Below are 25,186 nucleotides of genomic sequence, written 5' to 3'. Positions count from 1 at the left end.
TGTTTATGTTTAGTCGTATTCGTGTTGTTTCCGGCCTGCTGTTTGTGCTGGCGCTGTTTGCCTTACTGCAGCTGTTTTCGGGGGGAGTGTTCTATTCCACGGTGAAAGCCGATAAAGATAATTTTGCCTATAACCAGCGTCTCAGCACGCTGCAGCGGGCGATGGGCACCTCATGGGTATCGCTGGTGCAGGCGCGTAATACGCTGAACCGTGCGGGGATCCGCTATCTGCTGGACAGCCAGCAGGCGGGATCGGGCGCTACCGTAAAAGATCTGGTGGCGCTGGCAAGTGAGGAGTTGAAAAACGCGGATGCGGGGTTCGCCGAATTTAACGCCAATTTGTCCGAAAAGGGCAAAACGGCGGAAAACGTACTGACGCTGCAGGCCAACTACAACGCCTATCGTAGGGCGCTGAGCGAGCTGATCGATTTCCTGGGAAGCGGGAATTTCAAAGGATTTGTCGATCAGCCGACGCAAGGATTCCAGGACAAATTTGCTAAAGATTACAACGCGTGGATGGCCTACAACATCGTGCTGGCCAATAAAGGGGTGGAGTCCAATAACGCGGCCTACAGCCAATCCATCATGCTGGTGGTTGGCACGTTGCTGGTGACCTTGCTGATGATTGCGTTGGTATGGAGCGGCATGCGCAGCGTGCTGATCCGTCCGCTGAAGCAGAGCATCGAGCATATCCGTCATATCGCCCGCGGTGACTTGACGCAGCAGGTGGAAATCAACGTGCGCAATGAGATTGGCGAGTTGCTCACTTCGCTGCAAGAGATGCAGCAAGCGCTGGCGAGTACGGTGCGTACCGTACGTGATGGCTCCGATGCCATTTATACCGGTGCCAGCGAAATCGCCATGGGCAATAACGATCTCTCCTCGCGTACCGAGCAGCAGGCGGCCTCGCTGGAAGAGACAGCGGCCAGCATGGAGCAGCTTACCGCCACGGTGAAACAGAACGCGGAAAACGCCCGCCAGGCATCGAAGCTGGCGCTAACCGCCTCAGAAACTGCGCAGCAGGGCGGCAAAGTGGTGGATGGCGTGGTTACTACCATGAAAGAGATTACCGGCAGTTCGAAGAAAATCGCTGACATCATTAGCGTGATTGATGGCATCGCCTTCCAGACCAACATCCTCGCACTGAACGCAGCGGTTGAAGCCGCGCGCGCCGGTGAGCAGGGCCGTGGTTTTGCTGTGGTGGCGGGTGAAGTGCGCAGCCTGGCACAGCGCAGTGCGCAAGCGGCCAAAGAGATTAAAGCCTTGATTGAAGACTCGGTTAGCCGCGTCAACACCGGCTCAGTGCTGGTAGAGAGCGCTGGCGAAACCATGACGCATATCGTGAATGCGGTCACGCGCGTCACCGACATCATGGGCGAAATCGCCTCGGCGTCGGACGAGCAGAGTCGTGGTATCGATCAGGTTGGACTGGCGGTGAATGAGATGGATCGCGTCACGCAGCAGAACGCCGCGTTGGTTGAGGAGTCTGCCACTGCCGCCGCCGCGCTGGAAGATCAGGCAAGTCGACTGAAACAGTCGGTTGCGGTGTTCAATATTGGTAAAGAATTTGTCGTTCAGGCCGTTAACGTATCTACAGCGGCAAAAAATTTGCGTTCGGTAGCGCCAAAAACACTGGCACAACCCGCAGGCGCACGTAGCTCTGACGATAACTGGGAAACCTTTTAACCCTTGTGGCCGCCGCAGGGCGGCCCCTAAGCATGGCGCGACTGGCAGCACAGTAGCAACCGCAGTATCACAATTTAATCAGTTTGTTGCCGGGTGACCTGAAATGAAGAAATCGACGTTATTGGATCAAAGTGAAGCGACAACGCTGCTCTCGCAAATGGTGCAGCGTTTACCGCTCTCGGATACTCATTTTCGTCGTATTAGCCAGCTGATCTATCAGCGAGCGGGCATTGTGCTGGCCGACCATAAGCGCGAGATGGTTTACAACCGTTTAGTGCGTCGCCTGCGTATGCTGAATATTGATGACTTTGGCCGCTATCTGGCGCTGCTGGAACAGGACCAAAACAGTGCGGAGTGGCAGGCATTTATCAATGCGCTGACCACCAACCTGACCTCCTTCTTCCGCGAGGCGCACCACTTTCCGATCCTCGCGGAACATGCGCGCAAGCGTACGGGTAATTACAGCGTCTGGAGCACGGCCGCCTCAACGGGCGAAGAGCCATACTCCATTGCCATGACGCTGGCAGAAACGCTGGGCACCGGCCCGGGCAAGTTCCAGGTGCATGCCAGCGATATCGATACGCAGGTGTTAGAAAAAGCCGTTGCCGGCGTCTATCGCCAGGAAGAGCTGCGCACCTTGTCGCAGTCGCAGCTGCAGCGCTTTTTCCTGCGCGGTACCGGTCCGCACGAAGGCATGGTGCGCGTGCGTCCTGACCTCGCCAACATGGTGAACTATACGCAACTGAATTTACTGGCTCATGACTGGGCGTTGCCCGGTCCGTTCGACGCCATTTTTTGTCGCAACGTGATGATTTACTTCGATAAAGAGACGCAGGAACAGATTCTGCGCCGTTTCGTGCCCCTGCTGAAACCCGGCGGCCTGCTGTTTGCCGGGCATTCAGAGAACTTTAGTCAGATCAGCAAAGAGTTCTGGCTGCGTGGACAGACAGTCTATGGACTGAGCAAGGAAAGACGATGAGCAAAATCACCGTGATGTGCGTGGATGACTCTGCGCTAATGCGTCAGCTGATGACGGAAATCATCAACAGCCATCCCGATATGGAGATGGTCGCGAGTGCGCCAGATCCGCTGGTGGCACGGGATTTAATCAAACAATACAACCCACAGGTGTTAACGCTGGATGTGGAAATGCCGCGCATGGATGGCCTCGACTTCCTTGAGAAGCTGATGCGCCTGCGTCCGATGCCGGTGGTGATGGTCTCTTCACTGACCGGCAAAGGCTCTGAAGTGACGCTGCGCGCGCTGGAGTTAGGCGCGGTGGATTTCGTCACCAAACCGCAGCTCGGCATCCGCGAAGGCATGCTGGCCTATAGCCAGATGATTGCCGATAAGATTCGCGCCGCAGCGCGCGCCAAGCTGCATGCGCGTGCGGCCTCGCCGATGCCGGTGACGCTTAAGGCCGGTCCACTGCTGAGTAGCGAAAAGCTGATTGCCATCGGCTCTTCCACCGGCGGCACCGAGGCGATTCGCCACGTACTCCAGCCGCTGCCGGCCACCAGCCCGGCGCTACTGATTACGCAACATATGCCGCCAGGGTTTACCCGCTCGTTTGCCGAGCGGCTGAACAAGCTGTGCCAGATCACCGTGAAAGAAGCGGAGGATGGCGAGCGTATTTTGCCGGGCCATGCCTATATCGCGCCGGGCGCAATGCACATGGAACTGGGGCGCAGTGGCGCCAACTATGTGGTGAAACTGAATGACGGTCCGCCGGTGAACCGACACAAGCCCTCGGTGGATGTGTTGTTCCGTTCGGTGGCGATCCATGCAGGACGAAATGCGGTTGGGGTGATCCTGACGGGGATGGGGAATGACGGCGCGGCCGGGATGCTGGAAATGCATCGCGCGGGTGCCTGGACCATCGCCCAGGATGAAGCCAGCTGCGTGGTATTTGGCATGCCGCGCGAAGCGATTGCGATGGGCGGCACCAGTGAAGTGGTCGATTTAGGCCACATCAGTCAGCACATGCTGGCGAAAATTAGCGCCGGACAGGCATTGCGAATTTAACGAGCCCGTCCTGCTGGACGAGACAACACAGGAGTAGATATGGCTGATAAAAATATGCGCTTTTTGGTGGTGGATGACTTCAATACGATGCGTCGTATCGTCCGTAACCTGCTAAAAGAGCTGGGATTCAATAACGTCGAAGAAGCAGAAGACGGCGTGGATGCGCTGACCAAACTGCGTGCTGGCGGCTTTGATTTCGTGGTCTCTGATTGGAACATGCCCAACATGGACGGTCTGGAACTGCTGCAGACCATTCGTGCAGATGCCGCGCTGAGTAAACTGCCGGTGCTGATGGTGACCGCCGAAGCGAAGAAAGAAAACATCATCGCGGCAGCACAGGCGGGTGCCAGTGGCTACGTAGTGAAACCGTTCACTGCCGCCACGCTGGAAGAGAAGTTAGGCAAAATATTCGAAAAACTGGGTATGTAAGGAGATGTGATGAGCGACCTTCCGAAATCAACCGAAGAAGCCTCGGCACACGACATTATTACCCGCATCGGCTCACTGACGCGCATGCTGCGTGACAGTCTGCGTGAGCTCGGGTTAGACCAGGCGATTGCTGAAGCGGCGGAAGCGATTCCTGACGCGCGCGATCGTCTGGACTATGTTGTGCAAATGACGGCGCAGGCGGCTGAACGTGCGTTGAACTGCGTTGAAGCCGCGCAGCCACACCAGGACCAAATGGAAGCCAACGCCAACCAGCTGAAAGGCCGCTGGGACGCGTGGTTTGAAAATCCGATTGAACTGACCGATGCGCGCGAGTTGGTTTCGGATACGCGCCAGTTCCTGACTGACGTTCCGGGACACACGTCGTATACCAATAAGCAGTTGCTCGAAATCATGATGGCACAGGATTTCCAGGACCTTACCGGTCAGGTGATCAAGCGCATGATGGATGTGATTCAGGAGATCGAACGTCAACTGCTGATGGTGCTGCTGGAAAACATGCCAGAAGCGAACGCGGCGGCCCGTAAAGAGGGCAATAGCCTGCTGAATGGTCCGCAGATCCATGCCAATGCACCCGGCGTGGTGGCGAACCAGGATCAGGTTGATGACCTGCTGGATAGCTTAGGGTTTTAATTTTTGGCTAGCGGTGGGCATAAATGCCCACCCTACAAAACTGCGTAGGGTGGGCATTTATGCCCACCTGGTCAACGCGTGCCGTAACCTCACGATGCCGCACGTTTTCTTAACCCTTCCGCTCAGCAAAATCGTTGTCCCCGGCTCGTCATTGTCCTAATCCGCACCCGACATCCCCGGCACTTAGCGCAGAATGTGCTAGGGTAGACAGATGCAATTTTGTGATCTACCTCTAATTATGAGCTGAGCCGAACCCTATTTTTGACTATGTTATCTACTTTGCTATCACTCAAAAGCGTGCGTTACGTTTCTGGCATATCCTTACTGGCCGCTGCCACGCCCGCTCTGGCGCTGATTACCGATACTAAACTCTCGGATACGCCGTTTAGCGATCCCACACGTTTTCAGAAAATGGCCGATGCGTTGCCAGCATTGGGCTACCAGGACGAAACGGCGGCATTCGATAAAAAACTGGCGACCATCGCGAAAAGTATTGGCGAAGCCAGCCAGAACAGCAGTGATGATAATGCCCTGAGCCAGCAAGCCAGCCTCTGGGCTTTTAATCATTTCCGCGATGAGGTGGGAAGTCGGCTGGTGGATGAAGGGCAGTCGCTGCTGTCACCTTATGGCAGAGCGCAGATCGACTTTAACGTCGATATCGACGGAAACTTCAACGGTAGCGGCGCCTCACTGCTGACACCCTGGGCCGATAACTACCGTTATCTGACGTTCAGCCAAGTGGGGTTTCATCAGACCGATGATGGATTGGTGGGCAACGTTGGCCTTGGCCAGCGCTGGGTCGCGGGTAAATGGTTGCTGGGTTATAACGGTTTTGTCGATCGTATGTTCAATAGCGGGCAGCAACGTGCCTCGCTGGGAACGGAAGCGTGGGGCGATTATCTGCGTTTTTCCGCCAATTATTACACCCCGCTGTCAGGGTGGCAGGATCGCGATCCCTTCCAGCAGCAGCGTCTGGCGCGTGGCTATGACTTCACCACGCAGGGCTATTTGCCTCAGTATCGTCAGTTAGGCGCATCGGTCAGCTGGCAGCAATATCTGGGGGATGACGTTGATCTCTTTAGTTCCGGTAACCGCTACCATAATCCTTCAGCGCTGACGTTTGGTGTGACCTATACGCCGGTGCCGCTGGTCACGCTGTCGGCCAGCCATAAAACCAGTGATACCGGTGAAAGTCAGGATCAGCTGGGCTTACGCCTCAACTACCGTTTTGGTGTGGCGCTGAGCCAGCAGTTGAGCCCCAATAACGTTGCGGAAGCACACTCGCTGCGCGGCAGCCGCTACGATAATGTCACGCGTTCCACCACGCCGGTGCTGGAGTTCCGTCAGCGTAAAACGCTATCGGTATTTCTCGCTACGCCGCCGTGGCAGCTGAATGGCGGGGAAAGTTTGCCGCTTAAATTGCAGATTCGTAGCACCAATCCCATCGCGAAAGTGCTGTGGCAGGGCGATACCCAGGCGCTGAGCCTGACGCCAGGCGCGAATCCGAATGATCCACAGGGCTGGAGCGTGATTATCCCCGCGTGGGATAGCTCGCCAGGGGCTCGCAACAGTTATCGCTTGTCGGTGATGCTGGAGGACACTAAGCAGAATCACGTCACATCGAATGAAATCATCCTACAGCTGCAGCCGCCATTCTCGCTGGATCAGGACCAGGAGAGCCGCTTTAATTTGCTGGCACCCTGAGAAAACAAAAAAGGGCAGCTTGCGCTGCCCTTTGCTCATCTTCAGCCGACACTAGCCGAAGATGCCATGAGGGTACTGCCGGTTAAAACTGATACACCAAACCTACCGCGGTCACATCGTCAGTTGGAATATTCAGCGCATTGTTGTCTTTCAACAGGTTGATTTTATATTCGCTGTACACGGACATGTTTTTGTTGAAGTAGTAGGTTACGCCGACTGCAACGTATTTAAAGATGTCAGCATCGCCAATATTTTCAATGTCTTTGCCTTTCGACGAGACATAGCCAACAGAGGGACGCAGGCCGTTCAGGAACTGATACTGCGCAACCGCTTCAAAGTTCACTGCTTTGTTCGCAAAGCCACCGCTAATTGGCGTGGCGTTCAGCGTTTCGCCGTAGATGGTGGCCAGGTAGATCTGGTTAGCATCGTATTTCAGGCCGGCAGTCCAGTGCTGTGCTTTCTCGCCTTCACCACGTGTGGCCAGGTTCTGCGCATTGGTGCGATCCAGGCTGGCGTATGCGCCGACCAAACTCAAACCGAAATCGAAATCATAGGAGGTAGAGAGCGCGTAGCCATCCCCATTCGAACGGCGCACGGCGACACTCGGATCGGTGCGATCGTTTTTACCTTCATACTGAGCGGCCACGCTCCAGCCTTTTACCAGACCGAAGAAATCTTTATTGCGCCAGGTCAGCACGCCGCCCGAGCGGCCAGAAAGAAATGCATCGGTATAACCGGAATCACCGCCGAAGAATGGCAGCATATCGGTATAGCCCAGCACGTCATAGATCAGGCCATAGTTACGACCATAATCCACGGAACCGAACTGACCAAACTTCAGACCGGCAAAGCCCAGACGGGTTTTGTTGCCTGTCTGCGCGTCGGTGCCTTCAGAGTTGCTCAAGCTGTACTGGTACTGCCACTGACCATATCCGGTCAGTTGGTCATTAATTTTGGTTTCGCCTTTAAAGCCCAGACGGGTATAAGACGAATTATCACCATCGGCCGCATCGTTATCAGAAAACAGATGCGAGACGTTAATTTTGCCGGTCAGATCCAGCTTATTGCCATCTTTGTTATAGATTTCGGCGGCCTGAGCCGTAGAAAGTCCCAGCAGTAAAGGCATCACTGCTGCCAGTAAGGAGCGCTTCATCATTTAATTTTTACCCTGTGATATTTTTTAATTTTATCCCCAGCTTTGGGGTGAAAAGAAAATGACACAAAAGGTTCAAGATCGACAGTGCAATATATGTAACTAAATATTTCCAATTGGCTTTTTGTGTGATTTTTAATCTTTAATTCCATTATGCGGAATTTTACATTGGAGAAACTTATCCATAATAAGCAAGGGTTAAAACTAGAACTAATACTTAGTTAATTGATATTAGTGCAATTTTTATAAATTAAAGATGCGTAAATATCTTAAATTCATTGTTGGTTAAATAGCACAAGCCTATGCATTATTGTTCGAAAGGAAATATTCAAATCTGGCTAATCATTAGCAGGGTAATTACTTGGTTCATGGCTTTGTGTCTGTTTATTTCCATTATGATAATAACCTTCGTCATGAAATGATATTGAACGTTGGATAAACGCATGCCTGCTTAAATAATATTCAACCCTGCCACGCAATTGTTAAAACACTCTGACATTGAGCACGCCCGGTTCGACCCACTTTTTATCTTTATTTGCACCACGCGCGAGCATGTATGCCCCAAAAAAGTGCTTCAGCTGCGCCTTTTTGGCGAAATATTTCCTGTGCGATCACAAAAGCAATATTTCATTTTGCAGATGCATAAATCCGCTAAATAAATCTCTGGCGTTCAACGTTCATCAGACATTTATTCACTTTTTATGCAATTTATGTGAGTAGTGGTGGTGATTAAGTTATTGATATTTCGTAGTGTCCAGGCATTTATGCATTTTCCCTGCTGGCTGGCACGCTAACTGCAATATACAGTAGAGCGGTCACTTAACATTTTTAACAATTTTAAAACAAAGGCTTTGCTAAATGTGAAGCAGGAGAACGGGCTATGTCACTGCAGGTTTCGCGTCACGATTTCGATCAATGGATGATGCCGGTTTATGCTCCGGCGGCTTTTGTACCGGTACGCGCTGAGGGCTCGACGCTGTGGGATCAGCAGGGAAAAGAGTATATCGATTTTGCCGGCGGCATTGCCGTTAACGCGCTGGGTCATGCACATCCTGCGTTACAACAGGCGCTGACTGAGCAAGCCGGTAAATTGTGGCATACCGGGAATGGCTACACCAATGAACCGATCCTGCGTCTTGCCAAACAGCTGATTGATGTCACTTTTGCCGACCGCGTGTTCTTTTGTAACTCCGGTGCTGAAGCGAATGAAGCGGCACTTAAGCTGGCGCGTAAAACGGCACACGATCGTTTCGGGGCCGAGAAAAATGGCATCGTGGCGTTTAAGAATGCCTTCCACGGCCGCACGCTGTTCACCGTGACTGCGGGTGGGCAGCCAGCTTACTCCCGCGATTTTTCTCCGCTGCCTCCGGCGATTGACCATGCAGTCTTTAACGATTTGGCGTCAGCGGCGGCGTTAATTAATGATCAAACTTGCGCGGTGATCGTCGAGCCTATCCAGGGTGAAGGTGGCGTGCTGCCTGCCGACCCTTCCTTCCTGCGCGGTCTGCGTGAACTGTGCGATAAACATCACGCGGTGCTGATCTTTGATGAGGTACAGAGCGGCGTAGGCCGTACCGGTTCGCTGTATGCCTACATGCACTACGGTGTGACGCCAGATGTGCTCACCACCGCTAAAGCGCTGGGTGGCGGCTTCCCGATTGGTGCCATGTTAACGCGCGAAGATTTGGCGCAGGTGATGGGCGTGGGTACGCATGGCACCACCTATGGCGGCAACCCGCTGGCCGGTGCCGTGGCGGGAAAAGTGATGGAGCTGATCAATCAGCCTGATTTCATGGCGGGCGTGGCCGAGCGTCATCAATGGTTTGTCGCCGCGCTGCAAGAGTTGAATCAGCGTCTGCCGGTATTTAAAGAAGTACGCGGCCTTGGCTTGTTAATTGGCGCGGTACTCAATGACGACTTCGCCGGTAAAGCCAAACAGTTCAACCTTACTGCCGCCGAAGAGGGCGTAATGGTTCTGATTGCTGGCGCCAACGTGGTGCGCTTTGCGCCCGCGCTCAACATCAGCGAGCGTGAGGTGAAGGAAGGATTGGCACGCTTCGAACGTGCCTGTGAACGCGTGCTCAAAGGAGCCACATCATGATGGTCATTCGCCCCGTCGAACGTGACGATCTTGCGCAGTTATTGTCGCTGGCGGGCAAAACCGGAGGCGGCTTAACCTCGCTGCCTGCGGATAGCGATACGCTCAAAGCCCGCATTGAGCGTTCGCTGCTCACCTGGCAAGGCGCGCTGCCGCGTGCCGAACAAGGCTATGTGTTCGTGCTGGCCGACAGCGAAGACAATCGCGCCGTCGGCATCTGTGCCATTGAGGTCGCCGTTGGCTTGCAGGATCCCTGGTATAACTTCCGCGTGGGGACGCAGGTGCATGCCTCGAAAGAACTTAACGTTTACGCCAGTTTGCCCACGCTATCGCTGAGCAACGATCACACCGGCAGCAGCGAGATGTGTACCCTGTTTCTCGATCCCGATTATCGCGATGGCAAGAATGGTCATCTGCTATCGAAATCGCGCTTTCTGTTTATGGCTAACTTCCGCGATCGCTTTATGAAACGTGTTGTCGCGGAGATGCGTGGCGTCAGCGATGACAACGGGCATTCGCCATTTTGGGATAGCGTAGGTAGCCGCTTCTTCTCCATGGAGTTCAGTAAAGCGGACTTCCTCAGCGGCACCGGACAGAAAGCGTTTATCGCCGAGCTAATGCCGAAACATCCGCTCTACATTCACTACCTGTCTGAAGCGGCGCAAAAAGTGATTGGCGAGGTGCACCCCAAAACGGCACCGGCGCGCGCGGTGCTGGAGGCAGAAGGATTCCGCTACCTCAACTATGTCGACATCTTTGACGGCGGCCCCACGCTGGAGTGCGAAATCGATCGCATCCGCGCCATTCGCAAGAGTCGGCTACTGCATGCCGCCGAGGGAGAAGCCGAGGAGAGCTGGCCGCTTTGCCTGGTGGCCAATGCAGATTACCAACATTTCCGGGTAGCGATGCTGCCGGTAGATATCGCTTCCGGCGTGGTGCGTCTTAATGAGCGCCAGCGCACGGCGCTGCACTGTAACAATGGCGATGAGCTGCGTGTGGTCACGCTGTGTCGCGAGGAGAAAAAAGCATGACGCATTTTATTAATGGTCAATGGGTGACCGGCGGCGCTGACGCCTTGAGCAAAAACAATCCGGTTACCGGCGAGACACTGTGGCAGGGCAAGGCCGCCAGCGGTGAGCAAGTAGCGGCAGCCTGTGAAGCGGCGCGCGCGGCGTTCCCGCAGTGGGCTAGAATGCCTTTTACGCAGCGTCAGGAACGGGTAGAGCGCTTTGCGCGTTTACTCGAAAGCCATAAAACCGCGCTGGCGGAAACCATCGCGCAGGAAACCGGCAAGCCGCGCTGGGAAACCCTGACGGAAGTGCAGGCGATGATCAATAAAATTGCCATTTCAATTAAGGCTTACCACAGTCGCACCGGCGAGCAGGCGGAAGGTGAAAGCTCACTGCGCCATCGTCCACACGGCGTGCTGGCGGTGTTTGGTCCTTACAATTTCCCCGGCCATCTGCCAAACGGTCATATTGTACCTGCGCTGCTGGCAGGTAACTGTGTGGTGTTTAAGCCGAGCGAACTGACGCCTAAAACCGCCGAAAAAACCGTTGAGCTGTGGCAGCAAGCGGGATTACCCGCAGGAGTGATTGCGTTGGTGCAGGGCGGCCGTGAAACGGGTCAGGCGCTGGCGAACGCGTCACAAATTGATGGCCTGCTGTTTACCGGCAGCGCCGCCACTGGATACCACCTGCATCGTCAGTTTGCCGGTCAGCCGGAAAAAATGCTGGCGCTGGAGATGGGCGGCAACAACGCGTTGATTGTCGATGATCCTGCCGATCGCGATGGCGCGGTGCATATTGCCATTCAGTCGGCCTTTATTACTGCTGGACAGCGTTGCACCTGTGCACGCCGTCTGCTGGTGAAGCGGGGTGCGGCAGGTGATGCCTTCCTGCAACGTTTAGTCGAGGTGTCCGCACGCCTGCAGCCTGGCGCGTGGAACGCAGAGCCGCAGCCATTTATGGGCAGCGTCATCTCGCCAGCGGCGGCCGGACAGATTTTTGCCGCCTGGCAGCAGCACGTTGAACGCGGCGGCAAAGTGTTACTGGCGATGCATTGGCCGGATCGTGACAGCGCAATCATCACCCCGGGCATTATTGATGTGACGGATGTTGCTGACCTCCCCGATGAGGAGGTGTTTGGTCCGCTGCTGCAGGTGATTCGCTATGACAGCTTTGAACAGGCGATTGCTATCGCCAATAACACTCGCTATGGCTTGTCATGCGGCTTGATTTCACCGCAGCGCGCGCAGTTTGATCAACTGTTACTGGAGGCGCGCGCCGGGATTGTTAACTGGAACAAACCGCTCACCGGCGCGGCCAGCACCGCGCCATTTGGTGGCATTGGTGCCTCGGGCAACCACCGCGCCAGTGCGTGGTATGCAGCAGATTACTGCGCCTGGCCGATGGCCTCGCTGGAAAGTCCAAGTCTGGCAATGCCTGCCAGCTTGTCGCCGGGACTCGATTTCTCGCCACAGGGAGCAAAATAATGAAAGCGTTTGAAGCCAACTTTGATGGATTGGTCGGTTTGACGCACCATTATGCCGGGCTGTCGTTTGGTAATGAGGCGTCGACGCGCAATCAGCTGCAACCTTCGAATCCGCGTTTGGCGGCGAAACAGGGGTTGCTGAAGATGAAAACGCTGGCTGATATGGGCTACGTGCAGGGGGTCATCCCGCCGCATGAGCGTCCTAATCTGCCGCTGCTGCGTCAACTTGGCTTTAGCGGCAGCGATGAGCAAGTGCTGGCGCAAGCGGCAAAGCAGGCACCGCAACTGCTTTCGTCGGCTAGCTCGGCTTCAGCTATGTGGGTGGCGAATGCCGCTACGGTTTCTCCCTCGGCTGACAGCGCCGATGGTCGCGTCCATTTCACTATCGCCAACCTCAATAACAAATTCCACCGCGCTATCGAAGCGCCGGAAACGGCCGATCTTTTGCGCGCCATTTTCCGCGACACGCAGCACTTCAGCGTGCACGATGCGTTACCACAGGTGGCGCAGTTTGGTGATGAAGGTGCGGCGAATCATAATCGCTTTGGCGCTGACTATGGTGAAGCTGGCGTGCAATTGTTTATCTATGGTCGTGATGGCCAGCAGCAGGGTGCCACACCTGCACGCTATCCGGCACGGCAAACGCGTGAGGCCAGCGAAGCGGTGGCGCGTTTGCATCAGCTTAACCCTGAGCGCACGCTGTTTGCCCAGCAGAATCCAGCGGTTATTGACCAGGGCGTATTCCATAACGACGTGATTGCGGTGAGTAATCAGCAGGTGCTGTTCTGCCATCAGGATGCATTTGTTAATCAACCGCAACTGCTCAACGATCTCGCCGCGCGCGTCAGCGGTTTCCAGCCGATTGTAGTGCCGCGTGATAGCGTCTCGGTTAGCGATGCAGTAAATACGTATTTGTTTAACAGCCAGCTGTTACAACGTGCTGAGGGTGGCATGCTGCTGGTGCTGCCGGAAGAGTCGCGTCAACATGCTGGCGTGTGGCGCTATCTCAGTGAGCTGGTGGAGAGCGGCGGCCCCATTCGTGAACTTAGCGTGTTTGACCTGCGAGAAAGTATGTTTAACGGTGGCGGTCCAGCATGTTTACGCTTGCGCGTGGTGTTAACGGAAGCTGAGCGCCAGGCGCTGAATCCAGCCGTACTGATGAACGATCGTCTGTTCGCCACATTGAATGATTGGGTTGACCGTCACTATCGCGATCGCTTAACCCAGGCGGATTTAGCCGATCCGCAGCTTCTGCGTGAAGGGCGCATTGCGCTGGATGAGCTGACGCAGCTGCTAGACTTAGGCAGTGTCTACGCGTTTCAGCGTTAACGCCGGGGCGAGAGGTTCGCCCCACGTCGTTAAAAAAGGAGTGAACATGCAGGATTTTTTACAGCAGACACTGTCTGGTGTGCCGCCACAGCAAAAAGAGGGCAGCAACGAACATCTCCGCTGGCAATGGCATAATGAGGGACTGTTGTCCCTCACACCGCATACCGCGACGCAGCAGGCTTTGGTGCTTTCCGCTGGCATTCACGGCAATGAAACCGCGCCGGTTGAAATTCTCAACCTATTGCTGACGCCGCTGTTAAAAGGTGAAAAGCCGCTAGCGGTGCGCCTGCTGGTGATTTTAGGTAATCCCGCGGCGTTACGCAGCGGTAAACGCTATCAGCAATACGATATCAACCGGCTGTTTGGCGGACGCTGGCAGCAGGTGGCTGATGTGCCGGAAGCGCAGCGTGTGTTACAGCTGGAGCAGGAGCTGGAGAATTTCTGGCGTGCCTGCCTCGATCATGAAGTGCGCTGGCATCTCGATCTGCATACTGCTATTCGCGGCTCATATCATGCGCGATTTGGCGTGATGCCGCTCAATCCGAATCCGTGGCCTGAAGAATTTATGCATTGGTTAGCGGCGGCGGAACTGGAAGCGCTGGTGTTCCATCGTTCCCCCGGCGGGACCTTTACCCATTACAGCTGTGAACACCATGATGCGGCGAGCTGCACGCTGGAGCTGGGAAAAGCTTTACCTTTTGGTGAAAATGATTTGAGCCAGTTTGCTGGGGTACAGCAGGCGCTGGCGGCGCTGCTGTATGGCGAGACGTTGCCGGAAGTGCGTGAACGTCCGCGTCATTATCGCGTGGCGCAGCAAATTACCCGCCACGGTGAGAAGTTTGTCCTGCATATGGGGCCGGAAACCTTGAACTTTACCGCCTTCCCGCAGGGCACGCTGCTGGCAGAGGAGGGCGACACGCGCTATTACGTGCAGCAAGCGCGCGAATTTGTGCTGTTTCCCAATCCTCACGTTGCACCAGGATTACGTGCAGGACTGATGCTGGTGGAAGAGAATGAGCAGACGCAGGCGCTGGCGCTTTAATGTGCTTTCACCTTCACCCTAATCCTCTCCCGCCGATGGGAGAGGGACATTTCGGAGATGACGCTGGCACCGCCCACATTTCCCTTTCTGAAAACCGACAATGCCGTTACACTCCTCCTTAATTCCTGCCTTTTTCCTTTGATTGTCATAAACTTTTTCAATTCCTCACGCATTTCTTCGCTTTCTCTCCATGATTGCCTGATTTTTGTCTTTTATGCTTTCAGGGCTTTACTCAGCCTCTGAGTAGTTGACGTTCAGCGTCGTATGCTTGTTTCCGAAGACGCGACACAGGCTGTCGTCATTAAACTGATAAGTAAGGACAATATTATGCGTAAATTAACTTCTGTTTTCCTGGCTACCGCAATGGCTCTTGGTGCTGCAAATATCGTCCATGCTGCGGCAGACAACCTGACTCCGCCGCCAGCGGGCAGTGAAAAACCGATGCACAAGCCGCCGATGCGCCATCACGGCATGGAGATGATGTTTAAAGGACTGAATCTGACGGATGCGCAGAAAGCGCAAATCAAAACTATCCTGCGAGATAGCCATAAAGAGATGAAACGCCCGTCGCTGGAAGAGCGTCGTGCTGACCATGCCATCATCGCTTCCGATACCTTTGACCGCGCGAAAGCCGAAGCGCAGGCCGAGAAGATGACCGCGAACGCGAAAGATCGCGCTCTGCAGATGATGGAAACCCAGAACAAAATCTATAACGTGCTGACGCCAGAACAGAAAAAACAGTACAACGCGAACTTTGAGAAACGCTTAACGGAAAAAGGCCCGCACGATGGCAAAACCCCGCCAGCGCCGGCTGATGCTGAATAAGCATTTTCGCTAACTGAATAGAGACCGCCGACGTTGTCCATTGCGTTCGATGCTTTGGGCAACGTTGGCGGTTTTTTTATAGCTCGATCAGCGGGAACACGCCTGAGAGCAGCGGACGGCAGAGAATTTTGTAGCCATCATGATCAAAGCCGTGCGAGGCACGCTGCAGCTGGCGCGCTTCGGCTTCGCTACTCACCGAACCCAGCCAGAACCAGTGATCGATCACATGGATTTGCGTAATATCGGCACCGCGCTCCACCATGCCAACCGGACCTTGCCACGGCCAGCACAGGATACGCATCTGCTCTAAGGCGGCATGCAGACGCTGCTGATGCGCAGCAACCGACTCCTTTCCGCAGCACGCGCCGGCACAGCGGTTAAGCGCCGCACGAAAACAACCTCGCCCCGGACGCAACGATTCCAGTCCCAGCAGGCCGTGACACAAGCGCTGCTCATCGGCAAGTGTTTTCAGTTTCTCCAGCGCGGCAAAGCGGCTGCGAAACAGGCCATAAAGATTGGGCGAACGGGAGAAGTCGAGATCCTTCGCATAAACCACCTGCGGCGCGCCGTCGCCTAATTGCAGCGAACAGAGCTGACGATTTTTACGAAGTCGCTTGTTGAATAGCGGCTGCTGAGTTTTGATCATTTGCGCTTCCAGCAGCTGCGCACCGACATCTCCTGCGGTGGGGATCCAGGTCACGCGCCGCGCCTGACGCAGCATGCTGGCTTCATCTGGCGTACGAAAATGCGCCATGACCCGACTGCGCAGGTTAACGCTTTTGCCGATATACAACGGCAGATTTTCATTTTCGCCATGGAAGGTATACACGCCTGGCTGGTTAGGTAACCCTTCCAGCCATTGACGTAGATGTTCGGGATATTGATAGATTGCTGCCGCATCGAAATCGAGGCGGTGGCTGGCTGCACGTCTGACCAAAGCACACTCCGATTACTGGTTGTCCATCCAGTGTATCAAAGTGTGCTTTTTCTCGCCAGTCAGCGGGGAGGAGAAAGTTTCCCGCATAGACGGCGGGAAAGGAGGAGCGCTTACTTCTTCCAGAAGTCGTCGAACACGGTAATCGGCGGACGACGTTTGTGCTCGGTTTTCAGATACCAGCCTTCAATGGTTTTTGCCGCGGCGGCATCAATGGTTTTGCCTTCCAGATAAGCGTCGATTTGCTGATAGGTGACACCAAGCGCCACTTCATCCTGCAAGCCGGGGCGATCATCTTCCAGATCGGCCGTCGGATGCTTCAGATAGAGATGTTCCGGGCAGCCGAGCGTTTTCAGCAGCTGTTTGCCCTGGCCTTTGTGCAAGCGGAAGATCGGATTGATATCGCTGCCGCCATCGCCGTATTTTGTGAAGAAGCCGGTGATCGCCTCAGCCGCATGATCCGTTCCTACCACCACACCTTTGGTCATGCCGGCAATGCTGTACTGCGCTTTCATGCGCTCACGGGCTTTCTCATTGCCACGCACGAAATCTGAAACGGTAATACCCGCCTCTTTCAATGCACGTTCACTGGCCAGGATCGCTTCTTTAATATTCACCACCAGCGTGCGGTCCGGCTGGATAAATGCCAGCGCATCCTGACAATCCTGCTCATCGGCCTGCACGCCATACGGCAAGCGTACGGCGATAAAGGTGTAGTCATTATCGCCGGTCTCTGCACGCAGTTCGCGAATTGCCGTTTGTGACAAAATGCCGGTAAGCGTGGAATCCTGGCCACCGCTGATACCGAGGACCAGCGTTTTCAAAAACGGGTGGGCTTGCAGATAGGATTTCAGGAAATCAACGCTGACGCGGATCTCCTGCTGCGGGTCAATAACGGGCTTAACACCAAGGGCTTCAATGATTTCCTGTTGCAATGACATGGACCTCTCCTCAAGTCAGTAGCCTGACGGCACAATGCGAATCATCTGCTAAAGCTAACGCCTCTGCCCCCAAACAACAAGCCGCACGGATTATTGCCGAAGTTAAAAGCTTACAAATCAGGCGCTTTTTGATTTCTGTACCAATATATTGAACGACACAATCGCCAGCATGAAGCAGCCAAAAATCGTGCCCGTCATGCTCACCACCGAGGTGCCGCCCAGGCCGGTGATTGGCACGCTAATGGCACCAAAGGTAAACATACACACGCCGATAACCGCCGATGCGCTGCCCGCACGATGTCCCTGGCTCTGCATTGCCAGGGAGGAGGCTGTAGTGGCAATCACGCCATTACTGGCAATGGTGAAGAACAGGGCCACCAGCAGGATCGGCAGCGCGGCGCCTGTTAGTCCAGCCAGTAGTAAACAGCTTGACGCCACAAACGCCAGCGTAAGACCGCCTTTCAACACGCGATATTCTCCCCACAGCGGGCAGAGGCGTGCACTGGTTTGGGATGCAATAATCAGGCCGAGGCCGTTGGCGGCGAAGCAGAAGCTGAATGCTTGCGGCGTGAGTCCGTAAAGCTGCTGCAGCACAAACGGTGACGCCCCGATGTAGGCAAACATACCGGACATCATGAAACCCTGCGTCAGGCAAAAGCCCATGAACTGACGATGCGTCACCACCTGGCCCAGTGCTGCCCACGCTGAAAAAATCGAGCCCTGGCTACGACGTTCGGCCGGTAAGGTTTCATGCAGCTTCCAGCGCGTGAGGAAAATTAACACAATGGCAATGCAGCCGAGCACCACGAAAATGCCGCGCCAGTTAAGCACCGTCATTAACGCGCCGCCCAGCACCGGCGCACCAATCGGTGCCAGGCCGTTGACCAGCATCAGCAGAGCAAAGAAACGCGTTAATTCATGGCCGCTGTACATATCGCGGGCAATGGCGCGCGACAGCACGGCGCCGCCCGCACCGGCCAATCCTTCAAACAGACGAGCCACCAGCAACGCGTTGATATCTTTTGCCAGCGCGCAGCCAATCGAGGCAATAAACAGCAATATCAGCGATAACAGTAACGGACGGAGGCGACCAAATTTGTCGCTCATTGGTCCAAACAGCAGCTGACCGGCCCCCAAACCGAGCAAACCTGCCGTTAGGCTCAGCTGCGCCGTGGCCGTTTCGGTGTGCAGATCGCGCGCCAGTTCCGGCAGCGCAGGTAGATAAAGATCGATACAAAGTGGCCCGAGTGCCGCGAGTAGCCCCAGCGTAATGGCATAAACCAGGCGGTGAGAAGGTGCAGGTGTCATTTATCCTCAGTCTTAATTCATTGCTATCGGTATTTTTTCGCGGGTGATTATACGAACCCTGGCGCATCAACACAGCATTTTTACGAAAACCTGACGCTTAAGATTTTGGTGAAATTTATCCCATAAAGTTGATAAATCTGGATTTATGTTCCAGGCTTACTTCACATGGACAAAAAAACGAGGAACAACAACATGAATAAAGTGATGGGATGTATCGCTGCCGCTATGACGCTGGCAGCCCTGTCGGGTTGTACGACTTATGACAAAGCTGAAAGCTACGTAACCAAGCCGGTGGTAAAGGATGTGAAAAAAGGCATGACGCGTGATCAAGTGCGTCAGATCGCGGGTCCAGCCTCAACCGAAATCACCATGGTTCATGCGCGCGGTACCTGCCAGACTTACGTGATTGGCGAGCGTGACGGTAAACCGCAGACCTACTTCGTGAGCTATAACGATACCGGTCGCGTGATGAATTACGGCTTCCAGAGCTGTAAGGATTACGATACCGACCCGCAAGCGGCGCAATAAGCGCAGCAGAATAATAAACGGCCCGTCATTGACGGGCCGTTTTTCGTTGTAGGCTTATAAGCCGTAAGGGCGAGGCACTTCAATATAGCTGCCGCCGATTTCGCGCTGGTAGTAATGGCCTTCCTGCACATAGTAGCGCTTGCCATTGAAATCGAGCACGCGCATGCCGCCAGCGGGCGGGCTGTCAGGCGGTTGTACTACCACGTAAGTGTCGCCCTGACGCTGATAGTAGCTGCCATTCAGCATGTAGTAGGTGAGTCCGCCAATCAGCACCGCCGTTGCCGCTTCAGGTAAGAAGCGTAGCGGGCCAGGCCCACCCCAATGCGGGCCTCTTCCCCAATGGGGATCTCTCCCCCAATGCGGACCAGGGCCCCAACCGCCGGGATACGCATGACTGATAGCTGGTGTTAATAAGGTTAACGCCAGCACCGAGGCGATAACATTTTTCATCGGTGATTCTCCTGCTGTGATTAGCAGCAGAATTGGCCTTCTGGCGGCAAAACTCAAGCGAAAAGCGGTCGATTTTTCCTCTGTTTACTATGCTTAACGCTTTCCTGACACAGCCGCCATGATTGGGTGGAATTGGGGAGAAAAGGACATAAAAAAACGGCAGGCCCATTGGCCTGCCGTTGTGTTAATGCGGTGCGTTAGCGGTGCGCCAATTCAGCATGTTCGTCGCTCTCTAACACTTTTTTGTCGGTCAAACCGAGCCAGCGGCTGGTAAGTGAACCGGCCGTCATTGAGCCATTAACGTTGAGCGCGGTACGGCCCATATCAATCAGCGGCTCGATGGAGATCAGCAGCGCGACCAGCGTGACCGGCAGGCCCATCGCCGGCAACACGATCAGCGCGGCAAACGTTGCACCGCCACCGACGCCCGCCACACCGGCGGAACTCAGCGTCACGATACCCACCAGCGTGGCAATCCACATCGGATCGAAGGGATTAATGCCAACCGTAGGAGCAACCATCACCGCCAGCATCGTCGGATACAAGCCCGCACACCCGTTTTGACCAATGGTGGCACCAAACGATGCAGAGAAGCTGGCAATGGATTCGGGTACGCCGAGGCGACGCGTCTGCGTTTCCACATTCAACGGAATGCTCGCGGCGCTGGAGCGGCTGGTGAAAGCGAAGGTGATCACCGGCCACACTTTACGGAAGAAGCGCATTGGATTGATACCGTTGACCGACAGCAGCAGGGCATGCACGGCAAACATAATGGCCAGACCGAGATACGATGCAACAACAAAACCACCCAGCTTAATGATGTCCTGCAGATTGGAGCCGGCCACCACTTTGGTCATCAACGCCAGCACACCGTACGGCGTCAGCTTCATGATCAAACGTACCAGCTTCATCACCCAGGATTGCAGAGTATCGATCGCCACCAGCACGCGCTCGCCTTTGACCTTGTCATCTTTCAGTAGTTGCAGCGCCGCCACGCCGAGGAAGGCAGCGAAAATCACCACGCTAATGATGGAAGTAGGGTTGGCACCGGCCAGATCGGCAAACGGGTTTTTCGGAATGAACGACAGCAGCAGCTGCGGCGTGCTGAGGTCAGCTACTTTGCCAACATAGTTGCTTTGAATCGCACTCAGACGCGCGGTTTCCTGCGCACCCTGTACCAGACCTTCAGCGCTTAGGCCGAACAGGCCGGTAACCAGTACGCCGACCAGCGCGGAAATCGCGGTTGTCACCAGCAGCACGCCAATGGTTAGCACGCTGATTTTACCCAGCGATGAGGCATTATGCAGACGCGCAACGGCGCTCAGAATCGAAGCGAAAACCAGCGGCATCACAATCATTTGCAACAGCTGAACGTAGCCATTACCGACGATATTGAACCAACCAATTGACGCTTTTACCGTGGCGCTGTTTTCGCCGTAGATGGTTTGCAGCGCCAGACCGAAGGCCACGCCTAATACCAGACCGGTCAGCACGCGCTTTGATAGGCTCCAGCTTTGGTTGCCAATGCGATTCAACAGAATCAGTAGCGCGATAAACGCCACAATATTAATGATTAGGGGAAAATCCATGCTCAACTCCAGAGTGTGCCGCGCCAGCAGATTATGATGGTGCGGATAACAGTAAGTCCCCGTTAGGGAATATTTAGAATGTTATCAGTTCAGCGTTGGGCGGGCTTATACCCAAAAAGAATGTTTTATAACTTTATCGCTGTATTTGAGTGGTTATTGACCGTTTCGACCATTAACCATGCGACCGACGCCATTTTGTAGCGTATTGAACAGTTGTTCCGGCCAGCCATTGGCACCAAAAGAGGGCATTCCGGGCGGGAACCATAAGGCATAACCGACCAGCGCGAGACAAAGCGCGCGTTCAAGTTGGTTACCTTTTTGACTATTAAGAATTGGTAAGCGGAAGCGCCAACGGCAGGGCCACAGCAGCGGCACGCCTGCGGGGGTGAGCATATCGGCCACGATGTGGCTGAGATAGCCAAGCGTCATGCCTTGCAGCACATCAGCGGGCAAAAACCAGTCGGCAGGCACGTTAATCTGGAATAGCCACAACCCCACCGCCACGGCCAGTAAACTGTGAGTAAAGCCGCGGTGACCAAAAGCGCGGGCAATGGGGTGCGATAGCCACCTTAGCCGCTGGCCTAACACGGATTTAGGGTGATCGATATCGGGAAGCAGGCAGGTTAGCAATGCAGCAGGCACCAAATGCCACCAGTCGGCGCTGGCCAGGACTGGCGTCAGTTCCGCACGCTTGGCAAAAATGGCGCTGGCAATGGCAAAAATGATATGGCCTTCGGCCGTCATGATGGAACCTGGCTGCATAAAACTGTCGATGCATCCAGTATAGGGATTTATCCAGTAAATGAGAATGGTGACGCTGTAACGAAGCGTTAATAATTTCTGCTTTCCCGCGCCACAATGACGCGGGAAAATAAGGGGTTAGCTTAGCGTGCTAACCATCCGCCGTCGACAGCCAGCGTGTAACCGTGCACGTAGTTTGCAGCGCTTGAGGCGAGGAAGACAATCGGCCCCATCATGTCGTCAGGAATGCCCCAGCGTCCGGCAGGAATACGGCCTAAAATCTCCTCATTGCGCGCTTCATCACTGCGCAACTGCTCAGTATTATTGGTCGCCATATAACCCGGCGCAATGGCGTTGACGTTGATACCGTGTTTTGCCCATTCATTTGCCATCAGGCGTGTTAAGCCCATCACCGCGCTTTTCGAGGCGGTATAGGAGGGCACGCGAATGCCGCCCTGGAACGAGAGCATTGAGGCAATATTGATGATCTTGCCGCCATGGCCTTGCGCGATAAACTGACGCGCCACCCGCTGCGACAGGAAGAACAGACTCTTACTGTTAATGTTCATCACATCATCCCAATCTTTTTCGCTGAAATTAAGCGCATCTTCGCGGCGAATAATGCCAGCGTTGTTGACCAGAATATCAATACGACCGGCGTGGGCTACCGCCTGTTCAACAACGTGTGGAACCACGGAAGATTGTGTGAGATCGGCCTGTATCGACCAGAAGCGGCGTCCTAGCGCCGCGACTTTAGCTTGGGTATCGTCAGGCCCCGCGCGGTTGACGCCAATAATGTCACAACCCGCCTGCGCTAAACCGAGCGCCATGCCCTGGCCCAGTCCGGTATTGCAGCCAGTAATCAGCGCCACTTTGCCTTCCAGATTAAATGCATTGAGTATCATGATTGCTCCTTGTTAGCGCAGCGCGCTGATGTTGACGTGGTCCATGTCATCAAACACCTGGTTTTCACCTACCATCCCCCAGATAAAGGTATAACGCTGCGTACCGACGCCAGCATGAATCGACCAGCTGGGGGAAATCACCGCCTGCTCATTGTGCACCAGCAAATGACGCGTCTCTTGCGGCTGGCCCATCATGTGGAATACCGCGCTGTCATCGGCCATATCAAAGTAGAAATAGACTTCCATGCGGCGCTCATGCGTGTGACACGGCATGGTATTCCACAAGTTACCGTCATCGAGGCGGGTTAAGCCCATGGTCAGCTGGCAGGTAGGCAACACATCCGGCACGATGAATTTATTGATAGTGCGACGATTCGAGGTGGCGGCATCGCCCAGCGTGGCTTTAACCGCTTCGTTGAGGGTGATTTTTTTGTCTGGATAACGCGTGTGCGCCGGTGCGCTGTTGTAGTAAAACTTCGCGGGATGATGGGCATCGCTGCTGCGAAAAATCACGCTCTGCGCACCTTGCCCAACATACAGTGCTTCCTGCTGGCCAATCTCCCAGGTTTTGCCGTCTACTTCAATTAAGCCCGGTCCGCCGATGTTAATCACGCCGAGCTCGCGGCGTTCGAGGAAGTAACTGACGCCTAACTGCTTGCCGACTTCATGGCCAATAGTGACTGCTGTGTGCACCGGCATTACGCCACCGATGATGATGCGGTCAATATGGCTGTAGGTGAGGGTGTAATTGTCGGCGTCGAAAATTTTCTCGATGAGAAACTCGCGGCGTAAACCGGCGGTGTCGAGGGTTTTGGCGTGATCGCTGTGTATGCTTTGACGAACGTCCATCTCAGGCCTCTCAAGAGTCAAAGGAAGTGGTCCCGATGCGGGTCTTTGGGCATCTTAGGCAGGATGGGATGTGAATTCAATAAAAATGAAACGATGTTTTATTTATTTGAGCGGTTGATCAAATTGCATAAAAAAGCCCGCGTTCAGCGGGCGACGGTTAACCGTGCAGATGCTCGGGTTTGAGCTGGGTTAAATCATCAAGAATAACATTCGCCAGCGACCAGCGCGCATCATCACGATGTTCGGGCGCAGGTACTACAATCGAACGCATGCGTGCCGCTTTGGTGGCGATCATGCCGTTGAACGAGTCTTCCAGCGTTACGCAGTTCAAGGGATCAATCCCCAGTTTGGCTGCCGCATCCAGGTAAACCTGCGGGTGCGGTTTGCTGTAGGGCAACGCTTCGGCTGAAGCCAGCACGTCAAAGTAGCTGCGCAGGTCGAACATCTCCAGCACGCGTTCCAGCATGTGCAGGGGCGAAGCGGAGGCGAGACCGATTTTCAAACCTTGCTGCTGGCACAGTTGCAGTGCCTGCTCCACGCCCGGCTGCAGCGGACGCGTCTCTTCAACCAGCGCGATCGCACGCGCAATGATGCGCTTTGTCACTTCCTCCTGGTCCGGACCGCTCCAGGGCAGCGCTTCAAACCACATGCGCACGGTTTGATCGATGCGCAGACCTAGCGTATCCGGTAATTCATGGCGGCGGGTGATATTCACATTGAGGCTGGCGAAAATATCCAACTCAGCCCGATCCCATAACGGTTCAGAGTCAATCAACAATCCGTCCATATCAAAGATGGCGGCCAAAACAGGACGACGGTATGACATAAAACTGCTCCCTAAGACATTTTGCTTACCTTAGCACGAGTGCTCAAAAAAGCCGACTTACGGCAGGTTACGCATTTTTCAGGAAAAATTGCGATAGTGCAGGTAGACTTAGGCAAAACGATGATCAGTTCAGGGAGACTCCATGACTTACCAACAGGCTGGCCGCATCGCCATCCTTAAGCGCGTGGCTGGTTGGGTGATTTTTATACCTGCATTGCTGTCCACCCTTATTTCGCTACTGGGTTATATGTTTAAGCACAGTGAAAAGCAGCCCGGCATTGATGCGGTGATGCTCGATTTTGTGCATGTGATGGTCGATATGGTGAAATTCAATACGCCGTTTCTTAACGTGTTTTGGCAGAACTCGCCGATACCGGAATTTCACGGCGGCACGAATGTGGGCTTTTGGCTGATCTACATTCTGATTTTTGTTGGCATCGCGTTACAGGCTTCAGGCGCACGCATGTGGCGTCAGTCACGCCACATTAAAGAAGGTATTGAGGATCAGTTGATTCTGGAGCAGGCCAAAGGAAGTGAAGGGCGAACGCGTGTGCAGCTGGAAGATAAAATCCACATACCGCGTCACACCATTTTCTTACAGATTTTTCCGCTCTATATTTTGCCCGTCATTATCGCTATCGCCGGATACTTCGTGCTGAAGCTGCTCGGTATGTTGTAAAG

24 protein-coding genes are annotated in these 25,186 nt (G+C 54.5%); 14 read left to right on the top strand and 10 right to left on the bottom strand.

The annotated features are described in order from the left end of the window. Nucleotides 1-5 precede the first annotated feature (5 nt). The 6 genes from AAGR08_RS10625 (at nt 6) to AAGR08_RS10600 (ending at nt 6,494) form a co-directional block, all read left to right on the top strand. On the top strand, nt 6-1,685 hold the full coding sequence (locus tag AAGR08_RS10625; protein ID WP_345826836.1) for a methyl-accepting chemotaxis protein: 1,680 nt from the start codon (nt 6-8) through the stop codon (nt 1,683-1,685). A 103-nt stretch (nt 1,686-1,788) separates the two neighbouring features. Continuing rightward, nucleotides 1,789-2,664, top strand: coding sequence for a protein-glutamate O-methyltransferase CheR (gene cheR, locus AAGR08_RS10620; protein WP_097094144.1), 876 nt, complete (start codon nt 1,789-1,791; stop codon nt 2,662-2,664). Next, nucleotides 2,661-3,710, top strand: coding sequence for a chemotaxis response regulator protein-glutamate methylesterase (locus AAGR08_RS10615; RefSeq protein ID WP_097094143.1), 1,050 nt, complete (start codon nt 2,661-2,663; stop codon nt 3,708-3,710). Before cheR ends, AAGR08_RS10615 begins: the two co-directional genes overlap by 4 nt. Nucleotides 3,711-3,749: 39 nt before the next feature. Beyond that, nucleotides 3,750-4,139, top strand: a complete 390-nt coding sequence (gene cheY, locus AAGR08_RS10610; protein ID WP_007892562.1) for a chemotaxis response regulator CheY — start codon at nt 3,750-3,752, stop codon at nt 4,137-4,139. Nucleotides 4,140-4,148: 9 nt separating this feature from the next. Then, nucleotides 4,149-4,790 carry a protein phosphatase CheZ gene (gene cheZ, locus AAGR08_RS10605; RefSeq protein WP_097094142.1) on the top strand — a complete coding sequence of 214 codons (642 nt, stop codon included), beginning with the start codon at nt 4,149-4,151 and terminating at the stop codon, nt 4,788-4,790. A gap of 267 nt (nt 4,791-5,057) precedes the next feature. Then, nucleotides 5,058-6,494 carry a YchO/YchP family invasin gene (locus tag AAGR08_RS10600; protein WP_176519183.1) on the top strand — a complete coding sequence of 479 codons (1,437 nt, stop codon included), beginning with the start codon at nt 5,058-5,060 and terminating at the stop codon, nt 6,492-6,494. Nucleotides 6,495-6,576: 82 nt separating this feature from the next. On the opposite strand, the gene AAGR08_RS10595 is transcribed toward AAGR08_RS10600, so the two are convergent. Next, nucleotides 6,577-7,650, bottom strand: a complete 1,074-nt coding sequence (locus AAGR08_RS10595) for a porin (protein WP_097094141.1) — start codon at nt 7,648-7,650, stop codon at nt 6,577-6,579. Between the two features lie 877 nt (nt 7,651-8,527). Here AAGR08_RS10595 and AAGR08_RS10590 point away from each other — a divergent pair. The 6 genes from AAGR08_RS10590 (at nt 8,528) to spy (ending at nt 15,434) form a co-directional block, all read left to right on the top strand. Beyond that, nucleotides 8,528-9,748, top strand: a complete 1,221-nt coding sequence (locus AAGR08_RS10590) for an aspartate aminotransferase family protein (protein ID WP_345826835.1) — start codon at nt 8,528-8,530, stop codon at nt 9,746-9,748. After that, entirely contained in the window at nt 9,745-10,776 is a 1,032-nt protein-coding gene (gene astA, locus AAGR08_RS10585) for an arginine N-succinyltransferase (RefSeq protein WP_097094139.1), read from the top strand. The genes AAGR08_RS10590 and astA overlap by 4 nt, the downstream gene beginning before the upstream one ends. Further along, nucleotides 10,773-12,239: a succinylglutamate-semialdehyde dehydrogenase gene (gene astD / locus AAGR08_RS10580; RefSeq protein WP_097094138.1), complete on the top strand. Its 1,467-nt coding sequence runs from the start codon at nt 10,773-10,775 to the stop codon at nt 12,237-12,239. Before astA ends, astD begins: the two co-directional genes overlap by 4 nt. Further along, the gene (astB, locus tag AAGR08_RS10575; RefSeq protein WP_345826834.1) at nt 12,239-13,567 is read left to right on the top strand and encodes an N-succinylarginine dihydrolase; all 1,329 of its coding nucleotides are present in this window, start codon (nt 12,239-12,241) and stop codon (nt 13,565-13,567) included. Before astD ends, astB begins: the two co-directional genes overlap by 1 nt. Before the next feature lie 46 nt (nt 13,568-13,613). After that, nucleotides 13,614-14,609, top strand: a complete 996-nt coding sequence (gene astE, locus AAGR08_RS10570; protein ID WP_345826833.1) for a succinylglutamate desuccinylase — start codon at nt 13,614-13,616, stop codon at nt 14,607-14,609. Nucleotides 14,610-14,936: 327 nt separating this feature from the next. After that, on the top strand, nt 14,937-15,434 hold the full coding sequence (gene spy, locus AAGR08_RS10565) for an ATP-independent periplasmic protein-refolding chaperone Spy (RefSeq protein ID WP_097094135.1): 498 nt from the start codon (nt 14,937-14,939) through the stop codon (nt 15,432-15,434). A gap of 76 nt (nt 15,435-15,510) precedes the next feature. Here the strand turns inward: spy and cho are convergent, their stop codons facing one another. The 3 genes from cho to AAGR08_RS10550 form a co-directional block, all read right to left on the bottom strand. Then, nucleotides 15,511-16,371 (bottom strand): excinuclease Cho, encoded by an 861-nt coding sequence (cho, locus tag AAGR08_RS10560; RefSeq protein WP_097094134.1) that lies wholly within the window; start codon nt 16,369-16,371, stop codon nt 15,511-15,513. Nucleotides 16,372-16,481: 110 nt separating this feature from the next. Beyond that, nucleotides 16,482-17,309 carry an ammonia-dependent NAD(+) synthetase gene (nadE, locus tag AAGR08_RS10555; protein WP_097094133.1) on the bottom strand — a complete coding sequence of 276 codons (828 nt, stop codon included), beginning with the start codon at nt 17,307-17,309 and terminating at the stop codon, nt 16,482-16,484. 117 nt (nt 17,310-17,426) lie between these two features. After that, on the bottom strand, nt 17,427-18,617 hold the full coding sequence (locus AAGR08_RS10550; RefSeq protein WP_097094132.1) for a multidrug effflux MFS transporter: 1,191 nt from the start codon (nt 18,615-18,617) through the stop codon (nt 17,427-17,429). Between the two features lie 192 nt (nt 18,618-18,809). Between AAGR08_RS10550 and osmE the strand changes: the two genes are divergently transcribed. Next, nucleotides 18,810-19,145: an osmotically-inducible lipoprotein OsmE gene (gene osmE, locus AAGR08_RS10545; protein ID WP_007892614.1), complete on the top strand. Its 336-nt coding sequence runs from the start codon at nt 18,810-18,812 to the stop codon at nt 19,143-19,145. A gap of 54 nt (nt 19,146-19,199) precedes the next feature. On the opposite strand, the gene AAGR08_RS10540 is transcribed toward osmE, so the two are convergent. The 6 genes from AAGR08_RS10540 to hxpB form a co-directional block, all read right to left on the bottom strand. Then, nucleotides 19,200-19,595, bottom strand: coding sequence for a DUF6515 family protein (locus tag AAGR08_RS10540; RefSeq protein WP_097094131.1), 396 nt, complete (start codon nt 19,593-19,595; stop codon nt 19,200-19,202). A 197-nt stretch (nt 19,596-19,792) separates the two neighbouring features. Further along, nucleotides 19,793-21,184 carry an L-cystine transporter gene (locus AAGR08_RS10535; protein WP_097094130.1) on the bottom strand — a complete coding sequence of 464 codons (1,392 nt, stop codon included), beginning with the start codon at nt 21,182-21,184 and terminating at the stop codon, nt 19,793-19,795. Between the two features lie 153 nt (nt 21,185-21,337). Then, nucleotides 21,338-21,928, bottom strand: a complete 591-nt coding sequence (locus AAGR08_RS10530; protein ID WP_097097547.1) for a metal-dependent hydrolase — start codon at nt 21,926-21,928, stop codon at nt 21,338-21,340. A 140-nt stretch (nt 21,929-22,068) separates the two neighbouring features. Next, the gene (gene kduD, locus AAGR08_RS10525; protein ID WP_345826832.1) at nt 22,069-22,830 is read right to left on the bottom strand and encodes a 2-dehydro-3-deoxy-D-gluconate 5-dehydrogenase KduD; all 762 of its coding nucleotides are present in this window, start codon (nt 22,828-22,830) and stop codon (nt 22,069-22,071) included. A gap of 12 nt (nt 22,831-22,842) precedes the next feature. Beyond that, on the bottom strand, nt 22,843-23,679 hold the full coding sequence (gene kduI, locus AAGR08_RS10520) for a 5-dehydro-4-deoxy-D-glucuronate isomerase (protein WP_345826831.1): 837 nt from the start codon (nt 23,677-23,679) through the stop codon (nt 22,843-22,845). A gap of 157 nt (nt 23,680-23,836) precedes the next feature. Then, entirely contained in the window at nt 23,837-24,505 is a 669-nt protein-coding gene (gene hxpB / locus AAGR08_RS10515) for a hexitol phosphatase HxpB (protein WP_345826830.1), read from the bottom strand. A gap of 142 nt (nt 24,506-24,647) precedes the next feature. Between hxpB and AAGR08_RS10510 the strand changes: the two genes are divergently transcribed. Further along, on the top strand, nt 24,648-25,184 hold the full coding sequence (locus AAGR08_RS10510) for a YniB family protein (RefSeq protein ID WP_345826829.1): 537 nt from the start codon (nt 24,648-24,650) through the stop codon (nt 25,182-25,184). Nucleotides 25,185-25,186 lie beyond the last annotated feature (2 nt).

This window comes from Pantoea sp. BRR-3P (assembly GCF_039621635.1).
In the GTDB taxonomy this organism is placed as follows: Bacteria; Pseudomonadota; Gammaproteobacteria; order Enterobacterales; family Enterobacteriaceae; genus Pantoea; species Pantoea floridensis.
Note: the sequence above shows the minus strand (reverse complement) of the source record. Positions and strands in the feature narration are given on the sequence as shown.

Coding starts and splice junctions, on each gene's coding strand:
- spy (WP_097094135.1), top strand. CDS start 14,937: ATGCGTAAATTAACTTCTGTTTTCCTGGCTACCGCAATGGCTCTTGGT.
- AAGR08_RS10530 (WP_097097547.1), bottom strand. CDS start 21,928: ATGACGGCCGAAGGCCATATCATTTTTGCCATTGCCAGCGCCATTTTT.
- AAGR08_RS10590 (WP_345826835.1), top strand. CDS start 8,528: ATGTCACTGCAGGTTTCGCGTCACGATTTCGATCAATGGATGATGCCG.
- cheY (WP_007892562.1), top strand. CDS start 3,750: ATGGCTGATAAAAATATGCGCTTTTTGGTGGTGGATGACTTCAATACG.
- astB (WP_345826834.1), top strand. CDS start 12,239: ATGAAAGCGTTTGAAGCCAACTTTGATGGATTGGTCGGTTTGACGCAC.
- kduI (WP_345826831.1), bottom strand. CDS start 23,679: ATGGACGTTCGTCAAAGCATACACAGCGATCACGCCAAAACCCTCGAC.
- AAGR08_RS10600 (WP_176519183.1), top strand. CDS start 5,058: ATGTTATCTACTTTGCTATCACTCAAAAGCGTGCGTTACGTTTCTGGC.
- cheZ (WP_097094142.1), top strand. CDS start 4,149: ATGAGCGACCTTCCGAAATCAACCGAAGAAGCCTCGGCACACGACATT.
- nadE (WP_097094133.1), bottom strand. CDS start 17,309: ATGTCATTGCAACAGGAAATCATTGAAGCCCTTGGTGTTAAGCCCGTT.
- astD (WP_097094138.1), top strand. CDS start 10,773: ATGACGCATTTTATTAATGGTCAATGGGTGACCGGCGGCGCTGACGCC.
- AAGR08_RS10535 (WP_097094130.1), bottom strand. CDS start 21,184: ATGGATTTTCCCCTAATCATTAATATTGTGGCGTTTATCGCGCTACTG.
- AAGR08_RS10510 (WP_345826829.1), top strand. CDS start 24,648: ATGACTTACCAACAGGCTGGCCGCATCGCCATCCTTAAGCGCGTGGCT.
- osmE (WP_007892614.1), top strand. CDS start 18,810: ATGAATAAAGTGATGGGATGTATCGCTGCCGCTATGACGCTGGCAGCC.
- AAGR08_RS10615 (WP_097094143.1), top strand. CDS start 2,661: ATGAGCAAAATCACCGTGATGTGCGTGGATGACTCTGCGCTAATGCGT.
- AAGR08_RS10625 (WP_345826836.1), top strand. CDS start 6: ATGTTTAGTCGTATTCGTGTTGTTTCCGGCCTGCTGTTTGTGCTGGCG.
- astA (WP_097094139.1), top strand. CDS start 9,745: ATGATGGTCATTCGCCCCGTCGAACGTGACGATCTTGCGCAGTTATTG.
- cheR (WP_097094144.1), top strand. CDS start 1,789: ATGAAGAAATCGACGTTATTGGATCAAAGTGAAGCGACAACGCTGCTC.
- kduD (WP_345826832.1), bottom strand. CDS start 22,830: ATGATACTCAATGCATTTAATCTGGAAGGCAAAGTGGCGCTGATTACT.
- hxpB (WP_345826830.1), bottom strand. CDS start 24,505: ATGTCATACCGTCGTCCTGTTTTGGCCGCCATCTTTGATATGGACGGA.
- astE (WP_345826833.1), top strand. CDS start 13,614: ATGCAGGATTTTTTACAGCAGACACTGTCTGGTGTGCCGCCACAGCAA.
- AAGR08_RS10540 (WP_097094131.1), bottom strand. CDS start 19,595: ATGAAAAATGTTATCGCCTCGGTGCTGGCGTTAACCTTATTAACACCA.
- AAGR08_RS10595 (WP_097094141.1), bottom strand. CDS start 7,650: ATGATGAAGCGCTCCTTACTGGCAGCAGTGATGCCTTTACTGCTGGGA.
- AAGR08_RS10550 (WP_097094132.1), bottom strand. CDS start 18,617: ATGACACCTGCACCTTCTCACCGCCTGGTTTATGCCATTACGCTGGGG.